The sequence below is a fragment of the Monashia sp. NPDC004114 genome, assembly GCF_053603855.1.
In genome coordinates, this window is the sequence record NZ_JBSGGK010000002.1 from 58,696 (window position 1) to 81,814 (window position 23,119).

Consider the following 23,119-nt stretch of genomic DNA (forward strand, 5'->3'; position numbering starts at 1 on the left):
GACGTCGAAGAGCTCGGATGCTGGGCCGAACTACCTCGCTGTCGAACGGGTATGCCGCCGGGCAGACGCCCGGCGGCATACCTGACTCACACAACCGGTCGGGTCAGAGCGGGTTCCGCTCGTCGCAGGTCCCGCCGTAATAGGCACCCACGCGGTCGCGGCTCGAAGGATCCGTCAGCTGGTGCTCGTCGACATCCGGCGAGTCCTTGATCTGGTCCTTCGTGCGGTCGACCCAGACGTCCCTGTCGTCCCAGTCGACCCGCTCGACGGTTCCGGCTGGCAGCATCACCTTGCGGCCAAAGATCCAGCTCGCCGTCAAAGCCCTCTGACGACCCGGCGGACGATCCGTGCGCCCATACGAAGTGACCACTCGACGTGCCAAAGGTCGAGTGGTCACTTCCGCACCCGACTGACCACGGCATGCACAGGCCGAGTGGTCACGACGCTGACTCCGCGTGAGTGGCCTACGAGGTCCGGTCGCGGCTGGGTCTTGTAGTGGGCCAGTGCACTTTGCTCGTACCTGGCTGCACAACAACCGAACACGTGCTCATGAGTCGCGCCGAACCGGTGACCCGGCCCGCAACAACCAACCACGAGGTCGACAGTTGTGGCTCATCCTCTCGTGCCGTCGAGCCCCCTATCGACTGTGCCGATGACGGGATGGGATCCGGCATGCAAGCGGGCCCCAGCCAAATCCTGCGGGTGGCCGGCCGTGATTTGCTGACCTACGTTGAAACGCACCATGTCTGCTTGCTTGTCAAGGTTCGGCACCCGCGCGACAGAACGTGACCGGTACCTGCACGACACCCGACGTGACCGGGCGATGACTGAGCCGTGGGGGCGGCTGCGCGCCATGGCGTGCACAGCGTTGGGCCCAAAACGGCCCCACGGTCCTACAGGCGAATAGGCATGCGAGGCCGCGCCCCCAGCCGTCGAGTGCCCTCGATCCTGACGTGGCCTCCTCGATAGAGGGCTGTAAGCAAACACCCAACGACGATCAGGGAGCGTCCCACAGCCGAAGGCGTGCCCCGCCGAGGTCGGCGGCACTACTTCTTGTGCGACGTTGGTGACTACTGATGGCGGCCCCGTGGGAGTCACGAGGGTGACGCCGGTCATGCCCTGGTTCCGCTGAGCTCGTCCGATGCGGGTTGCGCCAGATCTGGTCGAACAACCCCAACGAGCGGCTCAACCGCCATATCCGGCGCCGCACCGACGTCGTGGGCATCTTCCCCAACCGCGACGCCGCCAAGGACCTACGCAGCGGGCTCGTGGCGTCGTCGGATGGCCTTGCCCGACCCAGTGGCGCGGACCTCTCCGCATCCGCTGCAGCAGAGGCGGCGTCGCGGGACCTTGTGCCCTGCCCACCCAGCATCGCCGCCGTCATGCTCGCGGATGGAGGCAACCATGAGGTCAGTGACGAGGTGCGTATCCATCCGGCTCGGCGCCCTCGCGCTCGCGACACTCGCCGCCCTGCCCGGGGCCTGCAGCTACGGCTCTGCAGGTGGCATGGTCGTCGGTTCAGGCAGTGTCACCTCCCAGACCCGCAGTGTGGCCGACTTCACCGAAGTGCAGGCTGGTGCAGGCATCCAGCTCGAACTCGCGACCGGCCCGCATCAAGTGGTAGTCACCGCGCAGCCGAACATCGTCGGCATCACGACGACTGAGGTGTCGGGTTCGCGCCTCACCGTCGACACCACGAGCGGGTACGTGACCCGCGAGGGCCTCGTCGTGAAGCTCACGGCGCCGAGCCTGACCGCGATCGGGCTCTCAGGGGGAGCCGGCGCGTCCGGCACGGCCGGAACTCCCGAGAAGCTTGCGATCGACATGTCCGGCGGTGCTCGGGCGACGCTGTCCGGGTCCATCGGCGACCTCGACCTCGGAGCCAGCGGTGGGGCGATCGCGGATCTGGGTGGACTCCGAGCCAGGGACGCGAGCGTCAGTCTCAGCGGTGGCGTGGTGGCGACCCTGACCGTGAGCGGCTCCCTCAACGGCTCGGCCTCGGGCGGCGTAGTGCTGACGCTGACGACCCGCCCGGCTAGCTCTAATGTCGACACGTCAGGCGGCGCAGTCCTGCGGACCCCGTAACGGACGTCCGATAATCGGGTGGGCCCTCGCGGCGGCCCTCCTCGGCGGCCGGCGCGGCCATGTCTATCTGCGCTGCTGGCGACGAATCGACGTCGCGCACCCCGCCTGGCGTGCTCGCGCTGTCGGCGATGCCACGCTCACCGACGACGAGCGGGTCGTCGTCGAGCGCTACCTACGCGGTGCCACAGCTGCCATGCGCAGACTCATGACGTGACGCACCCTCACGGCGCTGCGGCCACCCGGCCACTCCCCCAACGAGCAAGCTGGTCCGAAGGTCACACACTCGCCGGATCGTCGGACCCCGTTGCTCGTCCTTCGGCGCGGTGCGCTCCTCCTCCCCGCATCCTGCCGCCCCCGCACAGCGCGAAGGACCTGCACCGTGTTGGGCCCAAAACGGGCCCACCGTCCTCGCCGCGAAGGTACGGGCCAAGGACTCAACCCTGATCGGCCGCTGACGATGTTGGAAAGTGCGTGCCCCGTAGCGTCGTGCCAGCGGCATGTGCTGCGTCGCTGTGACGGGCGATGGCGTCCCCGAGCTCGTGAGCAAGGACAAAGGCATCCTTCCCGCGGTCGCCGGGATGCGGGTCGAGCGGCTCCCGTGGAAGCCCGTGACGCGCGAGCCTGTCTGTCTTCACTCGCGCCGCGGACAGCCTCGACCTTCTACGGCTTGGGTCACGGCTGACCCGTGCGGTGCTCGGCCGAGTGCAGGAAGCGCCGCAGCTCTCTGGTGACGTCGTCGGGGGCTTCAACCGAGCTGACGTGGCCGGGACCGGAAAGCACGACGAGCTCGGAACTGGGCACCAGAGCATGAATCGCCTCGCCGACCGCGACTGGAGCGCGCACGTCGTGGTCGGCATACACCAGGAGCGTTGGCACGTCGATCTCGGGAAGCACATGACTCTGGTCCTCGAAGCACGCGCGGCTCATGGCCCGGAAGCCACTCGGACGGATCGCCCTCACACTGTCGACGAAGGCGGTGACCAGCTCACCCCCCGCCGACGGCGAGAACATCGACGGCGCCATCGCGGCCGCGAACTCGTCGGCAGCAAGCCCCGACGCGTGAAGCGATCGGGCGAGCCGCTGCTCGGCGTCCTCAGCTCCCAGCGAGCCGCGCCAGCCGGCATACCCGCTCACGAGTGCGAGGGAGGACGCGAGTTCGCGATGTCGATGGAACGCGGCGAGAACGAGCGCCCCGCCGAAGGAGATCCCGACCAGATGGGCTCGATCTATCTCAAGCGTCCGCAGGAGGGCCGCGAAGCAGTCGGCGTAGTCGTTCATGCCGAAGCCCTCGGGAGGGTCCGCTGACAGTCCCGCGCCCGGAGCGTCCCACGCGATCACCGTGAAATCGGCTGCGAGCGCATCGATCTGGCTGCCCCACGTCGAGCGCGCGTCGCCCACGAAGCCATGGGCAAGCGCCACCGCCGGCCCGCTTCCCACTCGCTCGTACGCGATATTCAGCCCCAGAACCGAAACCTGGTCGGTCACGCCGGTATCTTCCCACCGTCGCCACACAGAAGCGGTGCTCGGCCGGTTCTCGGCGACGGCCAGGGACACTGGACGATTCATTCGCTGTGGCGGGAGGGCGCCAGCTGCTACAGTTAACCAAACGGTTAAGTATCTGGATGGGTCCATGGATGAGCTGAACGCGGTCTTCGACGCACTGGCCAACGAGAACAGGCGCCGGATCGTCCGTGCGCTCGCCATCAAGCCCGCCTCGATCAGCGAGCTGGCCGCGATGTGCGACCTGTCATTGCCGGCCATTCACAAGCACATCCAGATCCTCGAGGCCGCAGCGATGGTGCGCCGCCGCAAGGTCGGCAGGGTCAACTTTCTGGCTCTCCAACGCGCACCGCTTCGCTCCCTGCAGACCTGGGTCGATGAATTCCACCCCTGGTGGGGCGACGACTCGGAGTCCCTCGAGACCTACGCAACCCACTTCGAACGGCAGTCATCCGCCACCAAGGAGTCACCATGAAGAAGTTCGTCTTCCTCGCGCACGGCACGATGGAGCGCACCCCCGAGTTCATCCAGGCACAGAAGGCGTGGTGGTCCTCGATGCAAGGCCACGTCGTCGACTCGGGGAACCCGCTGTTCAACGGACACGACGTCTCCAAGGACGGTGCTGTCGCCCAGATCGGCGCGGACCTTCCACCCGCACTCGGCTACTCAATCGTTCAGGCCGAGTCGATGGATGCAGCGGTCTCGCTGCTCGAGTCCTGCCCCATGGACATGTGGGTATACGAGGCGATGCCCATGTAGGAGGAACCCGCCGGGTTGCGCTCAGCCGGGTGACACGGCTTCGCTGACCTGGAGTGCACCGCCACGTCCGACGAAGGGGTGATCCCGGAGCAGCGCGGCCGTCGTCGAGCGGGGCTCCAGGATCGACCAGGGCTGAGCCGACTTGCTCGACCCAGGTCATGAATGCGGCCATCGTCTGTCGTCCCTCCTCCGCCGCGCGGCCTCGACCGCACGCCACGTCTCGTTCCTCGAGACCAGGCGGTCGCGGCCGAGCCGCGAGATGGTGGTCCGGCTGACCGACGTGCTCGACCTGACCCCGCGCGAGCGCAACCTGCTGCTGCAAGCGGCAGGGTTCGCGCCGGCATACCGGCAGGGGTCGGTCGGTGACCCGGAGCTGGAACCGTATGCCGCCCCGATCGACCGGTTGCTCGCCGCCCACGAGCCGTTCCCGGCTCTAGTGCTCGATGCGTACTCCGTTGTGGTTGCGGCGAATCGGGCCTGCAGTCCGCTCTTCGGCGACGGCCTCGTCTCCGCGGACATGGTCGAGTTCTACCTCGACAACCCCGCCTCCCGGGACGCGATTGTCAACTGGCCCGAGGTCGCGTATGCCGCCCTGGCCAGGTTGCGTCGTCAGCGCGACCGGGCGCCCCTGGACGAACGCCTGCAGGACCAGGTCGACCTCGCCGAGTCCGCGGTGGCCGGCCTGCCGAAGCCGTTGGACACCGGCCCCGACAGCCTCGTGGTCTGTCCCTGGTTCCGCGTCGGCGACAGGATCGTGCGAACCATCGTGCTGACGGCACGCTTCGACGCGGCGGTCGATGTGACCCTCGACGAGCTGCGGATCGAGCTCATCTACCCGCTCGATGCGGCGACCGAGCGCTTCTTCCGCCAGATCTCCTCACCATGACCCTCGCCCAGGCGGCAGTGGCCTCGGAACGCGAAAGCCGGTCCCCGAGCCGGCTTTCCATTCGAGGCTTCGACAGGGGCGGACAGGGGGTATGGCGCGGGCGTTGACCGTTACGAGGCTGTTTCCAGGCCCACTCGTGTCGCTTCGGGCGCTTGACTGCTCAGGCTTCCGGGAGCCCGGAGTCGAGGCAGAGAATGTTGCCCTCGCTGTCCTTGAACCAGGCAGCCTTGCCCATATCACCCATGGAGGCGACGCCGTCATCCCACTCCACGCCGGGCATGTCGTAGGTCTCGAGAGCGACACCCTTGGCTTGCAGGGCGCGCGCCTCGGCCTCGACGTCGTCGACGTGGAACTGGGCGATGGTGTGACCGGCCTGGCCGGCGTACTCGGTCTGGTAGACGCTGAACGCCGTGCCGCCTTCGGTGCGATAGATCAGCATTCCGGCGTCTCCGAGCTCCATGGCTGGCTCCAGGCCGAGGGTGTCGGCGTAGAACGATCGGGCTCGCGCGAGATCGGCGGCAGGGATGTTGGCGGTGACGGATGCACTCGTGAGCATGGGATCCTCCTGATGAGCTGCACATGAGATTGGGTCGGGGTGTGGCGACGTCGCCGGCCGAATCGAGCGACGCGCGAACGGCGGATCAGCGAGTGAGGGCAACGACGGTCGGCGCCATGTCTCCCGACGCTCCGCCGGCCCTCGTCTGGTGGGGATGCCACCTCCTCGGGTTGGGTTCTGTTCTGGGCCAGCGCGATGACCCTCATTCCGAACTACACCCTGCTCTGGCGACGCCGCAGTCGAACCAAGAATTTGGGGTCGCGGTGGCTGCACGCTTGACATGCGCTGTCCTTGAAGCCCCCTTTGCTCCGAGTTCATTCGCCGAAGCACGGCAGCGAAACCGCGCCCGGGGCGCGATCAGCTCAGGCGCGACGAGCGAGCGGCAGATGGCCTCAGTGACAGCCGAGCTAGGGGCTTGAACCCCTTGACTTCTGGGCTTTCGGGGGTTTGTGGGCCGAGTAACGCAGCGGACGCGGTACGAAGCGGCACACAACAGCGTGCGGGATCGTACGAAAATGGGCCCTGACCTGCGAAAACAGGTCAGGGCCCGGTCGGTCGGGCTGACAGGATTTGAACCTGCGACCCCTTGACCCCCAGTCAAGTGCGCTACCAAGCTGCGCCACAGCCCGTTGCCCCGTGGGGCGAACGAAACCATAGCGCACGGGCACGGCGGCGGCCGAATCGGCCCCGGACACGCCCGACCCAGCCGTATGCCGTCGGGTCCCCTTCTAGCGGAACAGGCCCGACGGCATACGTGTGCTCCAGGACGCCGACCGGGCACGCCGACCGGGCACGCGGACCTGACACGCTGCTCTGCCGCAGCGTCAGCCGACAGTCAGCGGCGGCGCTTCTCGCGGACCCGGACCGACACCTCGATGGGCGTTCCCTCGAAGCCGAACTGTTCACGCAGCCTGCGCTCGAGGAACCGCCGGTAGCCGGCCTCGATGAACCCGGACGCGAACACGACGAAACGGGGCGGTCGCGTCGAGGCCTGGGTCGCGAACAGGATCCGCGGCTGCTTGCCGCCCCGTACCGGGTGCGGGTGAGCGGCGACGATCTCGCCGAGGAACGCGTTGAGGCGAGCAGTCGGGATGCGGGTGTCCCACGACTCGAGCGCGGTCTCGAGGGCCGGCACGAGGCGGTCCGTATGCCGCCCGGTCCGGGCGGAGATGTTGGCGCGGGGCGCCCAAGGGACCTGGACGAGCTCTTTCTCGATCTCGCGCTCGAGGTAGTAGCGGCGCTCCTCGTCGAGGACGTCCCACTTGTTGTAGGCGATGACGAGCGCGCGGCCTGCGTCGATGACCTGCTGGATGACGCGAACGTCCTGCTCGGCGATGGGCTCCCCGGCGTCGATGAGCACGACCGCCACCTCGGCCTTCTCCAGGGCCGTCTGAGTGCGCAGCGAGGCGTAGAAGTCGGCGCCGCGCGTCTGGTGGACCCGCCGTCGGATGCCGGCGGTGTCGACGAAGCGCCACGTCTTCCCGCCGAGCTCGATCAGCTCGTCGACCGGGTCGCGGGTCGTGCCGGCGACATTGTCGACGACCACCCGGTCGGACCCGGCAAGCTTGTTGAGCAGGCTGGACTTGCCGACGTTGGGGCGGCCGATGAGCGCGACGCGACGCGGCCCGCCCGGCGCGTACGCGCCGTAGGCGGACACCGCGGGAAGCACCTCGAGCACAGCGTCGAGCGCGTCACCGCTTCCTCGGCCGTGCACGGCGGACACCGGCCACGGCTGGCCCAGGCCGAGGTTCCACAGTGCCGCGGCATCCGCCTCGCCACGCTCGTCGTCGACCTTGTTGGCGACGAGCACGACCGGCTTGCCGGACCGGCGGAGCAGCCGCACCACGGCCTCGTCGTCGTCGGTGGAGCCGACCGTCGCGTCGACGACGAACATGACGACATCGGCGAGGTCGATCGCGATCTCGGCCTGCTCGGCGACGCGCAGGTGGATCCCCGTCGCGTTGATCTCCCAGCCGCCGGTGTCGACGATCGTGAACCGCCGGCCACCCCACTCGGCCTCGTAGGACACCCGGTCGCGAGTGACACCGGGGACGTCCTCGACGACGGCTTCGCGTCGTCGCAGGATGCGGTTGACCAGGCTCGACTTGCCGACGTTGGGGCGGCCGACTACAGCCACGACCGGCAGCGGTCCCTCGCCGACCTCGTCTGCGGCATACGGCCCCTCTGCGGCAAGCAGCGCCTCGTCCTCGGCGCTGAGGTCGAAGTCGGCGAGGCCGGCGCGCAGGGCGCGCTCGACCGACGCGTCGTCGGGCCCTACATCGAATGCGGCCTCGCTGGCGGAGTCGCCAGCGAGGTCGGTGGTCGAGATCGGAGCGCCCTCGTCGGTGGGGCGGGCGGTCTCGTCAGTCACGGTGTCCTCGAATCAGTGAACGTCTGTTGACGCACCATTCTCCACCCGGGCGCGCTGCACATGTGACGCGAGCGCTTCGCGCAGCTGCTCGCTGGCCAGTCGCAGCCGGTCACGGCCGGGGGCCGACGTGTCGACGGCGAGCTGGAACGGCTCGCCGAAGTCGACAACGAGCCGCGAGCGCGGTGCAGGCCAGGAGTCCTTGGTCTTGCCCGGCACGCGAGTGCCCATGACGGCCACTGGGACGACCTGTGCCCCGGTGCGCAGGGCGATCCACGCAGCGCCTTGGTTGACCTGCTGGACGTCACCGTCGGAGCGGTTGCCCTCTGGGAAGATGCCGACCGCTCCCCCGCTCTCGAGCACCGCGGTCGCCGCCGCCAAGGCGGCTCGGTCGCCGACGGTGCGGTCGATAGGGATCTGGCCCACGTTCCGGATCGTCCAGCCCCAGAACCCGCTGAACGCCTCCTGCTTGACCAGGAAGCTGACCGGTCGGGGCGCCATGCCGAACACGAGCGGGCCGTCGAGGAACGCCGCGTGGTTGGCCACGAGGATCACGGGACCGGTCATCGGCACCCGCTCCGCGTGGCGGGCCCGGCCGGAGTAGAGCGTGCTGAAGAGGAACTTGCCGATCAGGCGGCCGATCCGGGCGCGGTTCGGGTGTGGGGCCGTGGCGTCGGTCATGCTCGTGCCGTCTCGACGATCTGCAGGACCGCGGCGACGGAGCCGTCGAAGTCGAGGTGGGAGGTGTCGAGGGTGGTCACACCGTCTGCGGCGACGGTGAACTCCGACACGGTGGAGTCGGCCTTGTCGCGGTCGACGATCTGGGAGCGGGTCGCCGCGACTGCCTCGTCGTGGGCGGCGCCGTACAGCTCCTTCGACCTGCGGGCCAGGCGGGCCTCCTCCGACGCGGTGAGCAGGATCCGCACCTGAGCGTCGGGAGCCACGACGGTCGTGATGTCGCGCCCCTCTGCCACGACGCCGCCATCAGTGCGTCCGGCATCGGCGATGAGGCGACGTTGCAGGACCCGCAGCGTCTCACGCACTGGGATGACCGTCGCGACGGCCGAGACGTTCGTCGAGATGCCGGTCTCACGGATCGCGGCGGTGACATCGGTGCCGCCGACCCTCACCGTCGGCACGTCGGGGTCCGTGCCGATCTCAAGGGGCAAGGTGCGCGCCGCTGCCGTGACCGCGTCCGGGTCCGTCAGGTCGACGCCCTCGTGCAGGCACCACCAGGTGAGCGCCCTGTACATGGCGCCGGTGTCGAGGAACCCAAACCCCAGCTTGCGCGCCACCTCCTTCGAGACACTCGACTTGCCCGACCCGGAAGGACCGTCGATGGCGACGACGAATCCGGACAAGCTCTCATCAGGGGTCTGCGACATGCGCCCGAGGATAGTGCCTCGCACCCACCGCGCCGGGACCCGCCCGTAGGCCGGATCGGCCCGACCCGCAGCGCAGTCGCACTCAGTCGTGCACGCGCCAGCCGAGCCGCTCGAGCTCAGTCCGAAGCGGCTCGACCGACGCCGGCACGACGGAGATCTCGGCGATGCCGACGGCCTGCCCGAGACCATGCTCCAGGTGCAGGTCCTCGAGGTTGATCCCCGCCTCACCGACGTCGGTGAGCAGGCGGGCCAGCGACCCGGGCACGTCGGGCACGACCACGGACACGACCTCGTATGCCGCCGGGGCGCTACCGTGCTTGCCCGGGATCCGCGCGTGGCCGAGGTTGCCGGCCTCCAGGACGCGGCTGAGGGTCCCGAACGACCCCTCGCCGTCGTCGTCGACGAGCCTGTCGAGTGCTGCGACGATGTCGTCGACCTGCTCGCGCACATGGCGCATCACGTCCCTCACCGCAGGCGCGTTGCCCGCCAGGATCTGCGTCCAGAGCCTCGGGTCGCTGGCGGCGATACGCGTCACGTCGCGCAGGCCTTGCCCGGCGAGACCCACCGCCGACTCGGGCAGCTCGCGCAGGCAGCCTGCGACGATGCTCGCGGCCAGCTGCGGGACGTGTGACACCGCCGCGACGGCCTCGTCGTGCTCGTGGGCCGGCATGACGCGGACGGCCGATCCCACAGCGGTAGCCATCGCACGCACCTGCCGGACGGCGGTCTCGGTCGAGCCGGGGTGTGGTACGACCACCCAGGCGCGGCCGTCGAAGAGGTCGGCCCGGGCGGCTGCGGGCCCGGACCGCTCGCGACCCGCCATCGGGTGCGAACCGACGTAGCGCGATGCGTCGACGCCTGAGGCGAGGACGCGGTCGAGCACGGACTCCTTCACTGAGGCGACATCGGTGACGACCGCCTCAGGCCAGCGGGCGAGGGCCGCGACGACGACATCCGCGGCGACGTCGGGAGGTGCCGCCACGACCACGACATCGGGGGTCGGGGTCGCGTCGTCCGCGATCTCGCCCGCCCGTAGGTCCCGAGCCAGCCGGACGGCTGTCGGGGACGGGTCCTCCAGAGAGACCTGAAATCCGTTGGCGGACAACGCGATTCCGAGGCTGGCGCCGATCAGTCCGGTGCCGATGATACGGACGTGCGTGGTCACCGGCTCAGCGTAGCGAGGCGGTGGGTGATCCTGCGCAGTCGCGCCCGCTTCGGATCACAGGCCGGCGGCCTTGTAGAGCGCGCCGATCTCGGCTTTGTTGAGGCGGCGCATCCGCCCCGACTTGAGGTCTGCCAGGCGGATCGGGCCCACCTCCGTGCGCACCAGCTCCAGCACGGGGTGCCCGACCGCTTCGAGCATGCGGCGGACCACGTGCTTGCGCCCCTCGTGAAGCACCACCTCGACCATCGCCTTGCCCGGCTGGTGGTCGACGATGCGGAACGAGTCGACGCTCACGGATCCATCCTCGAGCTCGACGCCCTCACGCAGCCGCTTGCCGACATCCCGGTTGACCGGGCCGCGGATCGTTGCGATGTACGTCTTGAGGACTCCGTATGCCGGGTGCTGCAGGCGGTGCGCGAGGTCGCCGTCGTTCGTGAGCAGTAGCAGCCCCTCGGTGTCGGCATCGAGACGACCGACGTGGAACAGGCGCTCCTCACGGTTGCCGACATAGTCGGCGAGCGAGATGCGGCCGAGCTCGTCGTTCATCGTGGTGACGACACCCTTGGGCTTGTTGAAGGCGAGGTAGACGCGGTCCTCGTCGAGGTTCACGCGCACCCCGTCCACGTGCACGACCGCGCTCTTGGGGTCGACCCGGACGCCGAGCTCGGTGACCACCTGCCCGTCGACCTCTACGCGGCCCTGTTCGATGAGGTTCTCGCAGACGCGCCGGGAGCCCACCCCGGCCGCGGCCATGAGCTTCTGGAGGCGCACGCCATCCGGGTCGTGTACGTCGACAGGCACGGCCTCCCGCCGCGGCGGGAGCTTGGTCGGCTGGCTCGCCTTGGTCGAGCCAGCGAAGCGCGGCCCTGCGCTCTTGCGCGCCGAAGCCTTGCCAGAGCCTGCGGCCTTCTTGCTCGCTTTGGGTCGGCCTGCGCCTGCGGCCCTCTTACGAGGCTGACGTGGCGAGCGCGAGTACTCACTCATACGAGGTCACCATCCTTGGAGAGCCGAGGGGCCGGCGTTGCCTGGACCCAGCGCAGCGAGCTGGGTCCCACGCTCTGCGTGGGAGGAACGAGCGAGCGGAGCGGAGGCGCCATCGAGCATCTCTCATGCGTGTCCTTCCTCGATGAGCTCGTCGATGACATCGACGTCGGGCAGGTACGGGGCGAGGGCGGGAAGGTCGTCGAGGGACGCCAGGCCCATCCGCTGCAGGAAGTAGGGGGTCGTGCGATAGAGCACCGCGCCGCTCTCCCCGACATCGTCGAGCTCCTCGATCAGGCCGCGCGACAGCAGCGTCCGCACGACCCCGTCCACGTTGACGCCGCGGACCGCGCTGACTCGCGAGCGGGACACCGGCTGCCGGTAGGCGATGACCGCGAGTGTCTCGAGCGAGGCCTGCGTGAGCTTGGCCTGCTGGCCGTCGAGGACGAACTTCTCCACGACGGGGGCGTAGTCGGCCCGGCTGTAGACGCGCCAGCCACCCGCGACGCTGCGCAAGGTGAACCCACGCTGCTGGGCGGCATACTCCTGCTCCAGCTCGTGCAGGTGCGCGCGGACGTCCTCGACCGGCAGTTCCAGCGCCGACGCGAGCGACACCTCGTTGATCGGCTCGTCGACGACCATGAGGACCGCCTCGAGGGCGGACTTGGCCCCGCCCGGGAACTCGTTGATGTCGAAGGCGATCTGTTCGTCGGCACCCGCGGCGGTGTCGAGCTCGTCAGGCTCGGTCACCGCGCCGGGCCCCTGCGCCGACTGGTCACTCATCGTCTGCTCCTGTCCGTGGGGTGTCTCCACCCGTCGTGCTGTCGTGCTCCTGCTCCGCCAAGACGTCGTCCGGCCCGGTACCAGCCTCGCGCGTCTCGCCGTCCTCGTCGAACTCGTCGAACTCGTCCTCGATCGAGACGTCACCCTCGTCCGTGCCGGTCCAGCGGATGTCGAGCTCACCGAGAGCCTCGGCCTGCTCGAAGGCGATCGCAGACTCCTTGAACAGCTCGAGCAGCGCCAGGAAGCGCGCCACGATGACCAGCGTGGTGTCCGCGTCGGCGACCAGGCTGCGGAAGGAGACTTGCCCGCGGGCCCGAAGGCGGTTGACGATGATCGCGGCCTGCTCGCGAACGCTGACCTGAGGCGCGTGCAGGTGCTCCAGGCCCACGGTCGGCGGCGCCTTGGGCGTCATCGCGCGGGCGGCGATCTTGGCGAACTGTTCCGGGGTGACCGCGATGACCAGCTCCGGCAACAGGCTGGTGAACTCAGGGTCGAGCCCCGCCAGGCGCGGCGTGATGCGCCCGGCGGTCGCCATCTGCTGCCGGAAGATGGCCGCGACCTCCTTGTACGCGCGGTACTGCAGGAGCCGCGCGAAGAGCAGGTCGCGGGCCTCGATGAGGGCGAGGTCCTCGTCGTCCTGCGGACCCGACTGCGGCAGCAGGCGAGCGGCCTTGAGGTCGAGCAGGGTCGCCGCGATGAGCAGGAACTCCGAGGCTTGGCCGAGATCCCACTCGCTCTGCGCTGCCTGCGCGGCCTTGATGTGCGCGATGAACTCGTCGGTCACGCGCGCGAGGGCGACTTCGGTGATGTCCAGCTTGTGCTTGCTGATCAGGCCGAGAAGCAGCTCGAACGGGCCGGAGAACACGTCGAGGTGCACCTCGAACGGTGCCGCGGCCCTTCGGGTGATGACACCACCTGGCGTCAGCTCCTCGCCGGCACCGCCAAGGCTCCTCGGCTGCGCCGGGGCGTCGGGGGGCACGGCAGACGTGTCGGGGTCGACCGCCCCGCGGCCGACGGTGTCCTGCTCGGTCATCACGCCACGGCGGTCAGGCGGCACCGCCGCGCGCGATGAGCTCGCGCGCGAGCTGGCGGTAGGCGTTCGCGCCGGAGTGGTCGGAGGAGTAGGTCGTGATCGGCTCGGCAGCCAGGGTGGCGTCGGGGAACTTCACGGTGCGGTTGATCACCGTGTGGAACACCTGGTCGCCGAAGTGGTCGACGACGGACTTCACGACCTCCCGGCTGTGCAGCGTGCGCGGGTCGTACATCGTGGCAAGGATGCCGTCGAGGCGCAGTCTCGGGTTGAGCCGGTCGGTGATCTTGTCGATGGTGTCGATGAGCAGGGCGACCCCGCGCATGGCGAAGAACTCGCACTCGAGCGGGATGACCACGCCGTGCGAGGCGGTCAGGGCGTTGACGGTGAGCAGGCCGAGCGACGGCTGGCAGTCGATGAGGACGACGTCGTAGTCGTCGACCACGGGACGGAGCACCCGGGCAAGCACCTGCTCGCGCGCCACCTCGCCCACCAGCTGCACCTCGGCCGCAGACAGGTCGATGTTCGCCGGGACGAGGTCGAGGTTGGGGGTGCGCGTCTGCTGGATGATCTCGTGGATCTCGTGGCCCCGCTCGATGAGCAGGTTGTAGATCGTGAGGTCGAGCTCCTGTGCGTTGATCCCGAGTCCGACGGACAGCGCGCCTTGTGGATCGAAGTCGAGGACGAGCACCTTGCGCCCGAGCTCGGCAAGCGCGGCACCGAGGTTGATCGTCGTCGTCGTCTTGCCGACGCCGCCCTTCTGGTTGCACATCGCGATGATCCGCGCGGGCCCGTGACTGGTCAGCGGCGGTGGCTGCGGGAAGTCCGGCAGGGGCCGGCCGGTGGGGCCGATCTCGCCGGCGACGAAGGTCTCGGTCTCGGGCAGATGGTTCGAGGAGGGGGTGGAACGTGCCGTGCTGGGCGTCACGACGTGCTCGGACGGCACGGACTGCATAGTGTCGTGTGACTCCTCGTTCACCGTGGGTTCCACTCCGCTCGGCCTGGTGCCGAGAGGCTGCGGTCAGCCTCTCGCTGATCACGAGTGACCCTATCAGCGGGCACGTGGGTGAGCGCCCGCATAGACCTCGCGGAGTCGGTGCACGGACACCATGGTGTAGATCTGGGTGGTGGTCACGGAGGCGTGACCGAGCAGCTCCTGGACCACCCGGACATCGGCGCCCCCGTCGAGCAGATGGGTGGCGAAGGAATGACGCAGGGTGTGCGGCGACACGTGCTCGGTAAGGCCCGCTCGGGACCCGGCTCGCTGGATGACCGCCCACGCCGACTGGCGTGACAGCCGCTGCCCGCGCTGGTTGAGAAACAGCGCGGGACCCCCCGATCCGTGCGTGGCCAGGGCTGGTCGGCCCCTGACCAGGTATGCCGTGACAGCCTCCACCGCGTAGCGCCCGACCGGGACGATGCGTTCCTTCTGGCCCTTGCCGCGCAGCCGGACGGTGCCGACACGGCCGCTCGGCCCGCCGTCCTCCGCCGGTGTGCCGGACCCCTGGTCCGCCTCTCCCGTGTCGATGTCGTCGACGTCGAGGCCCACGGCCTCGCTGATCCGCGCGCCGGCCCCATAGAGGATCTCGAGAAGCGCACGGTCGCGAAGCGACTCGGGCGTGTCGCCGAGCGACGAGGCGGCGAGGAGGCGCTCGACCGCCTCGACGGGGATGGCCTTGGGCAGGCGGCTCGGCGGCTTCGGCGGCGCCACGTTGGCCGCCGGGTCGCCCTGTACGTCCCCCTCCAGAGCCAGGAAGCGATGGAAGCCCCGCACCGCGACGAGGGTCCGCGCCGCTGAGGAGGCCGCGAGCCCGCGCTCTCGCAGCGAGGCCAGGAAGTCGGTGACGTCGGCCTCGGTGACCCGGCCGGGGTCGTCGATCCCCCGCTCGGCGAGGAATGCGCAGTACGCCCGAAGGTCTCGGCCATACGACTTCAGCGTGTTGTCGGACGCGCCCTTCTCGACCCGCACGTGGTCGAGCCAGCCGCGGACATCCCGCTCCAGGCGCGTGGACGTGCGCGTCGGAGACTGGATGGCCTCGGCGCTCGACGTGGCATCCGTCGTGGCCGCTGACGGACCCACCGTGACGTCCTCGGTCAGGACAGCGCCTCCTCGAGCGAGATCGAGTCCATCCCGTGCGCCTCGGCGACGCCCGCGTAGGTGACATGGCCGTCGTAGGTGTTGAGACCGAGCCCGAGGGCGCGGTCTGCGCGCAGCGCGTCGCGCCAGCCCCGGTTGGCCAGCTCCACGGCATACGGCAGCGTGACGTTGGTCAGCGCGTAGGTGCTCGTGTGCGGCACCGCGCCGGGCATGTTCGCGACGCAGTAGAAGACGGAGTTGTGGACCATGTAGGTGGGGTCCGCGTGAGTCGTCGGGCGCGAGTCCTCGAAGCAGCCGCCCTGGTCGATCGCGATGTCGACCAGCACCGATCCCGGCTTCATCCGGGAGACCTGCTCGTTGGTGATGAGCTTGGGAGCCTTGGCGCCGGGGACGAGCACGGCCCCGATGACCATGTCGGCGTCGGAGATGGCACGCTCGATCTCGTAGGCGTTGGACGCGACCGTCTGGCAGTGGCCCTGGTAGACGAAGTCGGCGTGGCGCAGCTTGCTGATGTCGCGGTCCAGCAGAAGCACCTCGGCCTGCATGCCGAGCGCTATCGCGGCGGCGTTCATCCCGGAGACACCGGCCCCGATGACGACGACCTTGGCGGCGTACACCCCGCTGACACCACCCATGAGGACACCTCGCCCACCTTCCGCCCGCAGCAGCGCCTGGGAGCCGACCTGTGGCGCAAGGCGTCCGGCGACCTCGGACATCGGGGCGAGCAGCGGCAGGCTGCGGTCGGGCAGCTCGACGGTCTCGTAGGCGATCCCGGTGACCTTGCGCTTGACGAGCTCCTCGGTGAGCGGCCGGTCCGCAGCCAGGTGAAGGTAGGTGAAGAGGGTCTGTCCTTCGCGCATCCGGCTGTACTCGGACGCGATCGGCTCCTTCACCTTGAGGATGAGATCGCCCGTGTCCCAGACCTCGTCGGCTCCGTCGAGGACCTTGGCGCCGGCGGCTTCGTAGTCCTCGTTGAGGATCGACGAACCGACTCCTGCGTCACGCTCGACGAACACGTCGTGCCCTTGCCGGCCCAGCTCGTGGACCCCGGCGGGTGTGATGGCCACGCGGTACTCGTGGTTCTTGACCTCGCGTGGGATGCCGACCTTCATGCTGTTGCACTTCCTTTCGGACTGACCACCACCCCGGCGCCGTTGCCGTGGCTCGGGCGCCCCGTCAAGGGGCTGCCAGGCCACTGTAACCGCGGCCCCGGCACCGTCAGGACGGGCCTGCGAAACGCAGTCCTGCACAGGTGCCCGACGACATCGTTCGTCATCCACAGGCGTGCGCTGATCAGCGTGTCGCGGCCCCTGGGCGTGCCATCGTGTCCCCATGCATCCGGTCCTCGTCGAAGTGCTCGGGGTGACCATCGGCACCCACGAGTTCTTCGTCGCGCTCGGCCTGTCCGTCGCGATCCTCGTGTTCCGGGCCGAGATGCGACGGCGCGGCATGGTCGACCAGCGGCTGTGGGCCGTCGTCGCCGTGGCGCTCGCCTGGGGTGGGGTGTTCATGTATGCCGGCACCTGGTTCCAGCACCTCGACCCGTCGAAGAACGCCGGCTTCGTCGAGCAGTTCCTCTACGGCAACCGGAGCATCCTCGGTGGGCTCGTCGGGGCATATGCCGGAGCCCTCGTCGGCAAACGGATCACCGGTTACCGCGGTCGCACGGGCGCCCTGTTCGCCCCCGCCGTAGCCGCCGGGATGGCGATCGGGCGGATCGGCTGCCTCCTGACCGAGGCTCCGGGCACGCCAACGGGACATGCGTGGGGCATCGTCCTCGACCCGGACGCCGCGGCTCGCACCGGGGCCGCGGCAAACGTTCCGCTCCACCCGTCCTACGGCTACGAGATCGCCTTCCACGTCGTCGCGCTCGTGGTGCTGATTGCGTGCCGGGACCGACTCGCCGACCCTGCGGGCCTGTTCACCGTCTACATCGCGGCCTACGCGGCGTTCCGGTTCCTCGTCGAGTTCGTCCGCGACAACGACGTCGCGTGGCTGGGTCTGACCCGGCCGCAGCTGTTCCTTGCCGTCCTCGGGCCGTTCGCCGTGTGGCGTGCGGCCGTCGTGCTGTCCGCGCCGCGCCCGGCGCCCGTCCTGCAGGAGACCGCGTGAGCCGAACCACGCCCGCCACCGGCACGCCCGCCGCCACCTCCGCACCGACCGGACCCGGCCGGGGTCTTCGCGGCGACCGGATCCACCGCTATGTCAACGCGTTCTGCCCGCGATGCCATGACGAGCACCCGGACCGCGACCTCGCCGAGGTGCCGCGACTCAGCGGATGGCTCGCCGAGCGAGACGGGTGCATCTGGCTCGAGCGAGGCTGTCGGGAACACGGCTTGGTGCGCACGCTCTATGACGAGTCACCCGAGATTCTGCGCTATCTCGAGCAGTGGACCGCACCGACCAAGTCGCATGTGCCGGACCGCGTCGGCAACTTCCTGCCTGCTCCTGAGGCCTACGCCTACGGCCTGCCTGCCATGCAGACTCAGCACACCTGCATCCTGCTCGAGGACGTCACCGAGCACTGCAACCTGCGCTGCCCGACGTGCTTCACCGACTCGGCGCCCACCCTGCGGGGTGTGGCTCCGGTGAAGGACGTGCTGGCCAACGTCGACGCCCGCATCGCGCGCGAGGACGGCCGGCTCGACGTGCTCATGCTGTCCGGCGGGGAGCCAACCCTTCACCCGCGCTTCGGCGAGCTGCTCGACGCCCTCGTGTCGCGCCCGATCGTGCGGATCCTCGTCAACACCAACGGCATCACGATCGCCAAGGACGACGCGCTGCTCGACCTGCTTCGGCAGCACCGTGAGCGCGTCGAGGTCTACCTCCAGTACGACGGCGACAGCGCCGAGGCGTCCCGGCACCATCGCGGCGCCGACCTGCGACGGTTCAAGGACCTCGCGATCGAGCGGCTGTCTGCCGCCGAGGTGTTCACAACGCTGACGATGACCGCTGCTCTCGGCGTCAACGACCGCGAGATCGGACAGGTCGTTCTCCGGGCTCTCCACACGCCGTATGTCGGTGGCGTGTCCATCCAGCCGCAGTTCGGCAGCGGCCGTAGCGGGCCGATCGACCCGGTCGACCGCCTGACCCACACCGGAGTCCTGGCCCGTCTGGAGGAGCAGACGGGCGGGCTCGTCTCGTGGCGCGACCTGACGGCGCTGCCCTGCTCACATCCGCACTGCGCGTCGGTCGGGTACCTGCTGCGCGGCGACAGCGGCGACTGGACCTCCCTGACCCGCGCCGTCGGCCATGACCGGCTCCTGGAATGGCTCGACCTGGCTCCCGACGTGCTTGCCAACCGCGTCGTCGACCAGGCGATCCCGTCGGAGCTGCGCGCAGTCGTCAAGGAGTCGGTCCTCGGGCTCCTCTCGGAGCAGTCGTCGCTGTCCCACCCGCAGGTCGGCGATCTGTGGCGGGGCATCTGCCAGAACTGCGACCTCGGCGTCGGCACCCTGGCCACGCTGGCCGGCTCTGGCCTCCCCGGCGGGGCCAAGCGCCTGCGCCGGCTCCTTGCCGAGCGGGTCGTGCGGGTCACCGTCAAGCCGTTCATGGACCTCTCGACGATGATCGAGGAGCGCCTGACGCAGTGCTGCGTCCATGTCGGCACGCGCGGCCCCGACGGCGCCGACCAGTGCGCGCCCTTCTGTGCCGTCCAGGCGTGGCCGACACTGGCGCGCCAGCGGATGTCCTCCACGACCGGTCAGGAGCTCCCGATGATCGCCGTCGGTTCGGCCCGCGGGAGGCTGAGATGAGCATCCCTCCGCCGAACTACCCGCCTCCTCCCCCGCCTTCTTCCCCACCTCCTCCCCCTGAACCGGAGCCGCCGCGGTATCGGCGCCTCATGGGCGCCGGCATCGGCGTTGCCTTCGTGATCGTGCTCGTCGGCGGTGGCCTCCAGCTGTCCAACGGGGTCTCCCTGGTCATCAGCGGGATGGTGCTGGCCGTGGTCGGATCGACGCTCGCCATGTTCAGCCCGCGCTTCCGGCCGTATGCCGTGGGCTTCCTCATCGCCGTAGGGCTGGTGATCATCGTGGTCGGTGGGGCCTGCATCGGGCTGATCGCGACGCTGTCGTCCCAGGGTGCCTGACATGCCGGCCCGCGACTGGAGCGATCCGAGCGATCACGCCGAGGCTCCCGGTGCGACCGATCGTGCGCTCGACCTGACACCGACGCCACCAGGGCCCGTGCCTGCCCCGTCGGCGAGCCCGGCGGCACACGATCCGCTTCGGCTGTGCATCTTCGCCACCGTGGCGCTGCTCGCCTGGCTCGCCGGACCATGGGCCCTGGCGTTCTTCGCCGGGCTCGGCTTCGTGGGGTACTGGCGGGCGCGGCGGGCCGGGCTGCTCCGGTCGCGCTGCCTCCTCGGAGACACCCGGCTGGTCCTGCTCTACCTCGGGGTCCTGACCGTGGTCGCAGTCGCTTCGATCCTTCGGCAGCTGACCGGCTGAGCGCCCCGAACTCCGCGTAGGTTTGGCACGCACCGACGAAGGAGAGGCCCCCTGATGAAGCTCTACGCCGACCTGCCGGTCCGCCGGACCCGCCAGCTCGTCGCGGACATCCTCGTCCTGCTGTGGGTCGCCCTGTGGGTCTGGCTGGGGCGGCAGGTCCACAACCTCGTGCTCACCTTGCAGACCCCTGCCAGCTCCATCACCCATGCGGGTCAGTCCGTCAACGGAGCCTTCACCGGAGCGGGTGACCAGGCGGGCAGGCTCCCCCTCGTCGGCCAAAGCCTCGAGCAGTGGCTCGACAAGGCCGCCGGGGCCGGCACCACGCTGTCCGACGCCGGCACCTCCATGTCCGACACCGTCGGCAAGCTGGCGCTCGTCCTGGGTCTGATCACCGCGCTGGTCCCGATCGTCTCGGTGGCGTGGGTCTGGCTGTGGATGCGGATCAGCTTCGTGCGGGAGGCCTCCAGTGCCCAGCGGTTCATCGACGCCCGCGAGGACCTCGACCTGTTTGCGCTGCGCGCCATGGCCACCCAGCCGATGAAGGCACTCGCGCAGATCAGCGACGACCCGGCCGGAGCCTGGCGCCGGCAGGACCAGGAGGTCATCCGCCGCCTGGCGGTGCTCGAGCTCCGGGAGCAGGGCCTGCGCCCGCCACGGCTGCGCGACCCGCAGCCGCGCTGACGGCTCGCGTTGCGCGCGTAGGGCGGGCCGGCGGCGACCATGCTGCCGGCGACGACGCCGACCGGCGCCAGACCCGCGCTCAGCCGATGCGGGTCACCTGCGGGACGAGGTCGCCCGCCGGCGGCATCCACGAGTCGGGCCGGGCCGGCACCTGCTCACCCGAGCGGATGTCCTTGACCTCGTCGCCCGCGTCGCTCGCACCCGGGAACCAGACATACGGGATGCCGCGACGCTCTGCATACCTGATCTGCTTGCCGAACCTCGCTGCCGACGGAGCGACCTCACATGCGATCCCACGCGCGCGCAGCGCCGTCGCCACTCCCACGGCCTGCTCGCGCGAGTCGTCGTCCTTGAGTGCGACGAGCACGGCAGCCGGGGTCGAGCGCGATGCAGTGACCAGGCCGCGGCCGATGAGCAGGCCGAGGATCCGGGTGACCCCGATCGAGATCCCCACCCCCGGGTAGGTGTTCCTCCCGTCGGACGCGAGCGCGTCGTACCGCCCACCCGAGCAGAACGAGCCCCAGTCCTCGTGCCCGATGAACTGCGTCTCGTACACCGTGCCGGTGTAGTAGTCGAGCCCGCGAGCGATTCGCAGGTCCGCGACGACCTTGCCCGGAGCGTGCGTCATCGCCGTGCAGATGACCGCCTGCAGCGACTCGAGGCCCTCGTCGAGCAGCGGGTGCTGCACGCCGAGCGCTCGGACCTGCTCGACGAAGCCGAGGTCCGCGGAACGGATGGAGGCCAGGGCCAGGCACTGGTCGGCCTGCTCGGACGTGGCACCCGACTCCACGAGCAGGGTCTTGACCTTCTCGGGACCGATCTTGTCGAGCTTGTCGACGATCCGCAGAGTGCCGATGACGTCGGTGAGCCCGATGCCCTGGTAGAAGCCGTTCGGGATCTTGCGGTTGTTGACCTGGATGACGAAGTCGCCGACGGGGAACCTGCTGAACACGTCGGCGATGACCAGGGGCATCTCTGCCTCGAAGTGCGGCGAGAGCTCGCCTACGTCCACGACGTCGATGTCGGCCTGGGTGAACTCCCGATAGCGACCCTCCTGCGGGCGCTCACCCCGCCACGCCTTCTGGATCTGGTAGCGCCGGAACGGGAACGCCAGCTTTCCGGCGTTCTCCAGGACATAGCGCGCGAACGGCACTGTCATGTCGAAGTGCAGGCCCCAGCGCGCGTCGTCCTCGGAGCCACCTGCCAGCCGGGACACCGTGTAGATCTCCTTGTCGGTGTCCTCGCCCTGCGCGCTGAGTCGATCGATCGGCTCGATCGAACGAGTCTCGACGGAGGCGAAACCATGCAGCTCGAAAGTCTCACGAATGACGTCGAGGAAGCGCTGCTCGACGATCCGGTCGTTCGGGAGGTACTCGGGAAAGCCGCTGATCGGCGTGACCTTGGCGGCCGTACGGGGCGTGCTCACGACGGCAAGTCTCTCAGGTAGGGGTTGGTCGCGCGCTCGTGGGCCATCGTCGTGGCGTGGTAGTGCCCAGGCAGCACCAGGGTGGAATCGGGCAGCGGCAGAACCACGTCGCGCAGGCTGCGCTGCATGGCCTCGGGATCTCCGCCCGGAAGGTCGGTGCGCCCGATGGACCCCGCGAACAGCACGTCGCCAGTGACCATGGTCCGGTCGACGTCGACCTGCTCGCGGACGCCGTCGGGCACGTCGTCGATGCCAAACATGACCGACCCCTCGGTGTGGCCGGGAGCATGCAGGACCTCGAAGTCGAGCCCGGCCAGCGAGAGTCGTACGCGGTCCTTGATCTCGACGACGTTGCTCGGCTCGGTCCAGGTGGCCCTCGCGCCGAACTGCTGCTCGAACATCGCCAGCAGCCCCGGGTTGCTCCGGCCCAGCAGGTCGGTGAGGCGGTAGCGGTCGTCGGCGTGGATGTATGCCGCAGTGTCCGCTCCGCACACCGGCGTGACGGAGTACACGTGGTCGATGTGGCCATGGGTGAGCAACACCGCGGCGGGGCGCAGCCGGTGCTCCGTCAGGACCTCGCGCAGGTGCTCCTCGACGCCGACCCCAGGGTCGACGACGACGCATTCCTGCCCCGAGCTGGTGGCGATGACATAACAGTTGGTGTCGAAGGCTCGAGCCGGGAACGCGATCGTCAGCACCCTCGGAGCCTAGCCACGGCAGGCCAGGGTGGCACCGGCATACGGGACGCGCTGTGACGGCCTCCGGCGCACCAGCGCTGGGGCCTCGGACTCGCGACATGTACATCGGGACGACAGAAGGTGACGTAGCTGCGTGTATCTGCGGTAAATGCGTCGGTCCCGGAGCAGTTGTCATGCAGTCGTGACCCGTCCGCCTGCGCCTGCACAGGAGCAGTTCCCTAAAATGACCGAACGCCCCCGGGGAGCACCGCCTCGGGCCCGTTCGAG

The 23,119-nt window shown here is 69.4% G+C and carries 24 protein-coding genes, 1 tRNA gene and 1 pseudogene; 10 read left to right on the forward strand and 16 right to left on the reverse strand.

The genetic code is table 11. The features are described from left to right. Positions 1-103: 103 nt before the first annotated feature. Positions 104-286 (reverse strand): hypothetical protein, encoded by a 183-nt coding sequence (locus tag ACWEOW_RS03010; RefSeq protein WP_452267675.1) that lies wholly within the window; start codon positions 284-286, stop codon positions 104-106. Between the two features lie 865 nt (positions 287-1,151). Here ACWEOW_RS03010 and ACWEOW_RS03015 point away from each other — a divergent pair. Then, a pseudogene (locus tag ACWEOW_RS03015) lies at positions 1,152-1,274 on the forward strand (transposase); the annotation flags it as partial. Between the two features lie 130 nt (positions 1,275-1,404). Then, positions 1,405-2,085, forward strand: a complete 681-nt coding sequence (locus ACWEOW_RS03020) for a GIN domain-containing protein (RefSeq protein WP_452267676.1) — start codon at positions 1,405-1,407, stop codon at positions 2,083-2,085. A 672-nt stretch (positions 2,086-2,757) separates the two neighbouring features. On the opposite strand, the gene ACWEOW_RS03025 is transcribed toward ACWEOW_RS03020, so the two are convergent. Then, positions 2,758-3,570 carry an alpha/beta fold hydrolase gene (locus ACWEOW_RS03025; protein WP_452267677.1) on the reverse strand — a complete coding sequence of 271 codons (813 nt, stop codon included), beginning with the start codon at positions 3,568-3,570 and terminating at the stop codon, positions 2,758-2,760. Between the two features lie 145 nt (positions 3,571-3,715). Between ACWEOW_RS03025 and ACWEOW_RS03030 the strand changes: the two genes are divergently transcribed. From ACWEOW_RS03030 to ACWEOW_RS03040, 3 genes are all read left to right on the forward strand, one after another. Next, positions 3,716-4,060, forward strand: a complete 345-nt coding sequence (locus ACWEOW_RS03030) for an ArsR/SmtB family transcription factor (RefSeq protein WP_452267678.1) — start codon at positions 3,716-3,718, stop codon at positions 4,058-4,060. After that, positions 4,057-4,344 carry a hypothetical protein gene (locus ACWEOW_RS03035; protein WP_452267679.1) on the forward strand — a complete coding sequence of 96 codons (288 nt, stop codon included), beginning with the start codon at positions 4,057-4,059 and terminating at the stop codon, positions 4,342-4,344. The genes ACWEOW_RS03030 and ACWEOW_RS03035 overlap by 4 nt, the downstream gene beginning before the upstream one ends. A 259-nt stretch (positions 4,345-4,603) precedes the next feature. Further along, positions 4,604-5,230, forward strand: a complete 627-nt coding sequence (locus ACWEOW_RS03040; protein WP_452267680.1) for an MmyB family transcriptional regulator — start codon at positions 4,604-4,606, stop codon at positions 5,228-5,230. A gap of 160 nt (positions 5,231-5,390) precedes the next feature. Here the strand turns inward: ACWEOW_RS03040 and ACWEOW_RS03045 are convergent, their stop codons facing one another. The 12 genes from ACWEOW_RS03045 to ald all read right to left on the reverse strand — a co-directional run bounded on the left by ACWEOW_RS03045 (position 5,391) and on the right by ald (position 16,708). Beyond that, the gene (locus ACWEOW_RS03045) at positions 5,391-5,786 is read right to left on the reverse strand and encodes a VOC family protein (protein ID WP_452267681.1); all 396 of its coding nucleotides are present in this window, start codon (positions 5,784-5,786) and stop codon (positions 5,391-5,393) included. Between the two features lie 555 nt (positions 5,787-6,341). After that, positions 6,342-6,415: transfer RNA gene (locus ACWEOW_RS03050), tRNA-Pro, on the reverse strand. Positions 6,416-6,621: 206 nt separating this feature from the next. After that, on the reverse strand, positions 6,622-8,157 hold the full coding sequence (gene der / locus ACWEOW_RS03055; protein ID WP_452267682.1) for a ribosome biogenesis GTPase Der: 1,536 nt from the start codon (positions 8,155-8,157) through the stop codon (positions 6,622-6,624). Positions 8,158-8,169: 12 nt separating this feature from the next. Continuing rightward, the gene (locus ACWEOW_RS03060; RefSeq protein WP_452267683.1) at positions 8,170-8,835 is read right to left on the reverse strand and encodes a lysophospholipid acyltransferase family protein; all 666 of its coding nucleotides are present in this window, start codon (positions 8,833-8,835) and stop codon (positions 8,170-8,172) included. Then, positions 8,832-9,539 carry a (d)CMP kinase gene (cmk, locus tag ACWEOW_RS03065; protein ID WP_452267684.1) on the reverse strand — a complete coding sequence of 236 codons (708 nt, stop codon included), beginning with the start codon at positions 9,537-9,539 and terminating at the stop codon, positions 8,832-8,834. Before cmk ends, ACWEOW_RS03060 begins: the two co-directional genes overlap by 4 nt. An 82-nt stretch (positions 9,540-9,621) precedes the next feature. Next, positions 9,622-10,704: a prephenate dehydrogenase gene (locus ACWEOW_RS03070; RefSeq protein WP_452267685.1), complete on the reverse strand. Its 1,083-nt coding sequence runs from the start codon at positions 10,702-10,704 to the stop codon at positions 9,622-9,624. A gap of 54 nt (positions 10,705-10,758) precedes the next feature. Continuing rightward, positions 10,759-11,688, reverse strand: coding sequence for a pseudouridine synthase (locus ACWEOW_RS03075; RefSeq protein ID WP_452267686.1), 930 nt, complete (start codon positions 11,686-11,688; stop codon positions 10,759-10,761). Positions 11,689-11,811: 123 nt separating this feature from the next. Then, the gene (gene scpB, locus ACWEOW_RS03080; protein ID WP_452267687.1) at positions 11,812-12,468 is read right to left on the reverse strand and encodes an SMC-Scp complex subunit ScpB; all 657 of its coding nucleotides are present in this window, start codon (positions 12,466-12,468) and stop codon (positions 11,812-11,814) included. Beyond that, on the reverse strand, positions 12,461-13,501 hold the full coding sequence (locus ACWEOW_RS03085) for a segregation and condensation protein A (protein ID WP_452267688.1): 1,041 nt from the start codon (positions 13,499-13,501) through the stop codon (positions 12,461-12,463). The genes scpB and ACWEOW_RS03085 overlap by 8 nt, the downstream gene beginning before the upstream one ends. Positions 13,502-13,514: 13 nt before the next feature. After that, on the reverse strand, positions 13,515-14,453 hold the full coding sequence (locus ACWEOW_RS03090; RefSeq protein WP_452267689.1) for a ParA family protein: 939 nt from the start codon (positions 14,451-14,453) through the stop codon (positions 13,515-13,517). Positions 14,454-14,549: 96 nt separating this feature from the next. Continuing rightward, the gene (xerD, locus tag ACWEOW_RS03095; RefSeq protein ID WP_452267690.1) at positions 14,550-15,578 is read right to left on the reverse strand and encodes a site-specific tyrosine recombinase XerD; all 1,029 of its coding nucleotides are present in this window, start codon (positions 15,576-15,578) and stop codon (positions 14,550-14,552) included. Between the two features lie 14 nt (positions 15,579-15,592). Continuing rightward, positions 15,593-16,708, reverse strand: coding sequence for an alanine dehydrogenase (gene ald, locus ACWEOW_RS03100; protein WP_452267691.1), 1,116 nt, complete (start codon positions 16,706-16,708; stop codon positions 15,593-15,595). 220 nt (positions 16,709-16,928) lie between these two features. On the opposite strand from ald, the gene ACWEOW_RS03105 reads away from it, so the two are divergent. From ACWEOW_RS03105 to ACWEOW_RS03125, 5 genes are all read left to right on the forward strand, one after another. Next, positions 16,929-17,708 carry a prolipoprotein diacylglyceryl transferase gene (locus ACWEOW_RS03105; protein ID WP_452267692.1) on the forward strand — a complete coding sequence of 260 codons (780 nt, stop codon included), beginning with the start codon at positions 16,929-16,931 and terminating at the stop codon, positions 17,706-17,708. Then, a complete protein-coding gene (locus ACWEOW_RS03110; protein ID WP_452267693.1) occupies positions 17,705-19,351 on the forward strand; it encodes a radical SAM protein in 1,647 nt (548 codons plus the stop codon). Before ACWEOW_RS03105 ends, ACWEOW_RS03110 begins: the two co-directional genes overlap by 4 nt. Positions 19,352-19,440: 89 nt before the next feature. Continuing rightward, the gene (locus ACWEOW_RS03115) at positions 19,441-19,686 is read left to right on the forward strand and encodes a hypothetical protein (RefSeq protein WP_452267694.1); all 246 of its coding nucleotides are present in this window, start codon (positions 19,441-19,443) and stop codon (positions 19,684-19,686) included. 1 nt (position 19,687) lies between these two features. Next, positions 19,688-20,047: a hypothetical protein gene (locus ACWEOW_RS03120; protein ID WP_452267695.1), complete on the forward strand. Its 360-nt coding sequence runs from the start codon at positions 19,688-19,690 to the stop codon at positions 20,045-20,047. A gap of 54 nt (positions 20,048-20,101) precedes the next feature. Then, positions 20,102-20,728: a hypothetical protein gene (locus ACWEOW_RS03125; protein ID WP_452267696.1), complete on the forward strand. Its 627-nt coding sequence runs from the start codon at positions 20,102-20,104 to the stop codon at positions 20,726-20,728. Between the two features lie 79 nt (positions 20,729-20,807). Here ACWEOW_RS03125 and hisS read toward each other — a convergent pair whose 3' ends face one another. Beyond that, on the reverse strand, positions 20,808-22,154 hold the full coding sequence (hisS, locus tag ACWEOW_RS03130) for a histidine--tRNA ligase (RefSeq protein ID WP_452267697.1): 1,347 nt from the start codon (positions 22,152-22,154) through the stop codon (positions 20,808-20,810). After that, the gene (locus tag ACWEOW_RS03135; protein ID WP_452267698.1) at positions 22,151-22,852 is read right to left on the reverse strand and encodes an MBL fold metallo-hydrolase; all 702 of its coding nucleotides are present in this window, start codon (positions 22,850-22,852) and stop codon (positions 22,151-22,153) included. The genes hisS and ACWEOW_RS03135 overlap by 4 nt, the downstream gene beginning before the upstream one ends. Positions 22,853-23,119: the final 267 nt, after the last annotated feature.

Excerpts from the sequence above, each read along its gene's own strand:
- ACWEOW_RS03010 (WP_452267675.1), bottom strand. The coding sequence starts at position 286 with ATGCTGCCAGCCGGAACCGTCGAGCGGGTCGACTGGGACGACAGGGAC.
- ACWEOW_RS03020 (WP_452267676.1), top strand. The coding sequence starts at position 1,405 with ATGAGGTCAGTGACGAGGTGCGTATCCATCCGGCTCGGCGCCCTCGCG.
- ACWEOW_RS03030 (WP_452267678.1), top strand. The coding sequence starts at position 3,716 with ATGGATGAGCTGAACGCGGTCTTCGACGCACTGGCCAACGAGAACAGG.
- ACWEOW_RS03035 (WP_452267679.1), top strand. The coding sequence starts at position 4,057 with ATGAAGAAGTTCGTCTTCCTCGCGCACGGCACGATGGAGCGCACCCCC.
- ACWEOW_RS03040 (WP_452267680.1), top strand. The coding sequence starts at position 4,604 with ATGGTGGTCCGGCTGACCGACGTGCTCGACCTGACCCCGCGCGAGCGC.
- ACWEOW_RS03045 (WP_452267681.1), bottom strand. The coding sequence starts at position 5,786 with ATGCTCACGAGTGCATCCGTCACCGCCAACATCCCTGCCGCCGATCTC.
- ACWEOW_RS03060 (WP_452267683.1), bottom strand. The coding sequence starts at position 8,835 with ATGACCGACGCCACGGCCCCACACCCGAACCGCGCCCGGATCGGCCGC.
- cmk (WP_452267684.1), bottom strand. The coding sequence starts at position 9,539 with ATGTCGCAGACCCCTGATGAGAGCTTGTCCGGATTCGTCGTCGCCATC.
- ACWEOW_RS03075 (WP_452267686.1), bottom strand. The coding sequence starts at position 11,688 with ATGAGTGAGTACTCGCGCTCGCCACGTCAGCCTCGTAAGAGGGCCGCA.
- scpB (WP_452267687.1), bottom strand. The coding sequence starts at position 12,468 with ATGAGTGACCAGTCGGCGCAGGGGCCCGGCGCGGTGACCGAGCCTGAC.
- ACWEOW_RS03085 (WP_452267688.1), bottom strand. The coding sequence starts at position 13,501 with ATGACCGAGCAGGACACCGTCGGCCGCGGGGCGGTCGACCCCGACACG.
- ACWEOW_RS03090 (WP_452267689.1), bottom strand. The coding sequence starts at position 14,453 with ATGCAGTCCGTGCCGTCCGAGCACGTCGTGACGCCCAGCACGGCACGT.
- ald (WP_452267691.1), bottom strand. The coding sequence starts at position 16,708 with ATGAAGGTCGGCATCCCACGCGAGGTCAAGAACCACGAGTACCGCGTG.
- ACWEOW_RS03105 (WP_452267692.1), top strand. The coding sequence starts at position 16,929 with ATGCATCCGGTCCTCGTCGAAGTGCTCGGGGTGACCATCGGCACCCAC.
- ACWEOW_RS03115 (WP_452267694.1), top strand. The coding sequence starts at position 19,441 with ATGGGCGCCGGCATCGGCGTTGCCTTCGTGATCGTGCTCGTCGGCGGT.
- ACWEOW_RS03120 (WP_452267695.1), top strand. The coding sequence starts at position 19,688 with ATGCCGGCCCGCGACTGGAGCGATCCGAGCGATCACGCCGAGGCTCCC.
- ACWEOW_RS03125 (WP_452267696.1), top strand. The coding sequence starts at position 20,102 with ATGAAGCTCTACGCCGACCTGCCGGTCCGCCGGACCCGCCAGCTCGTC.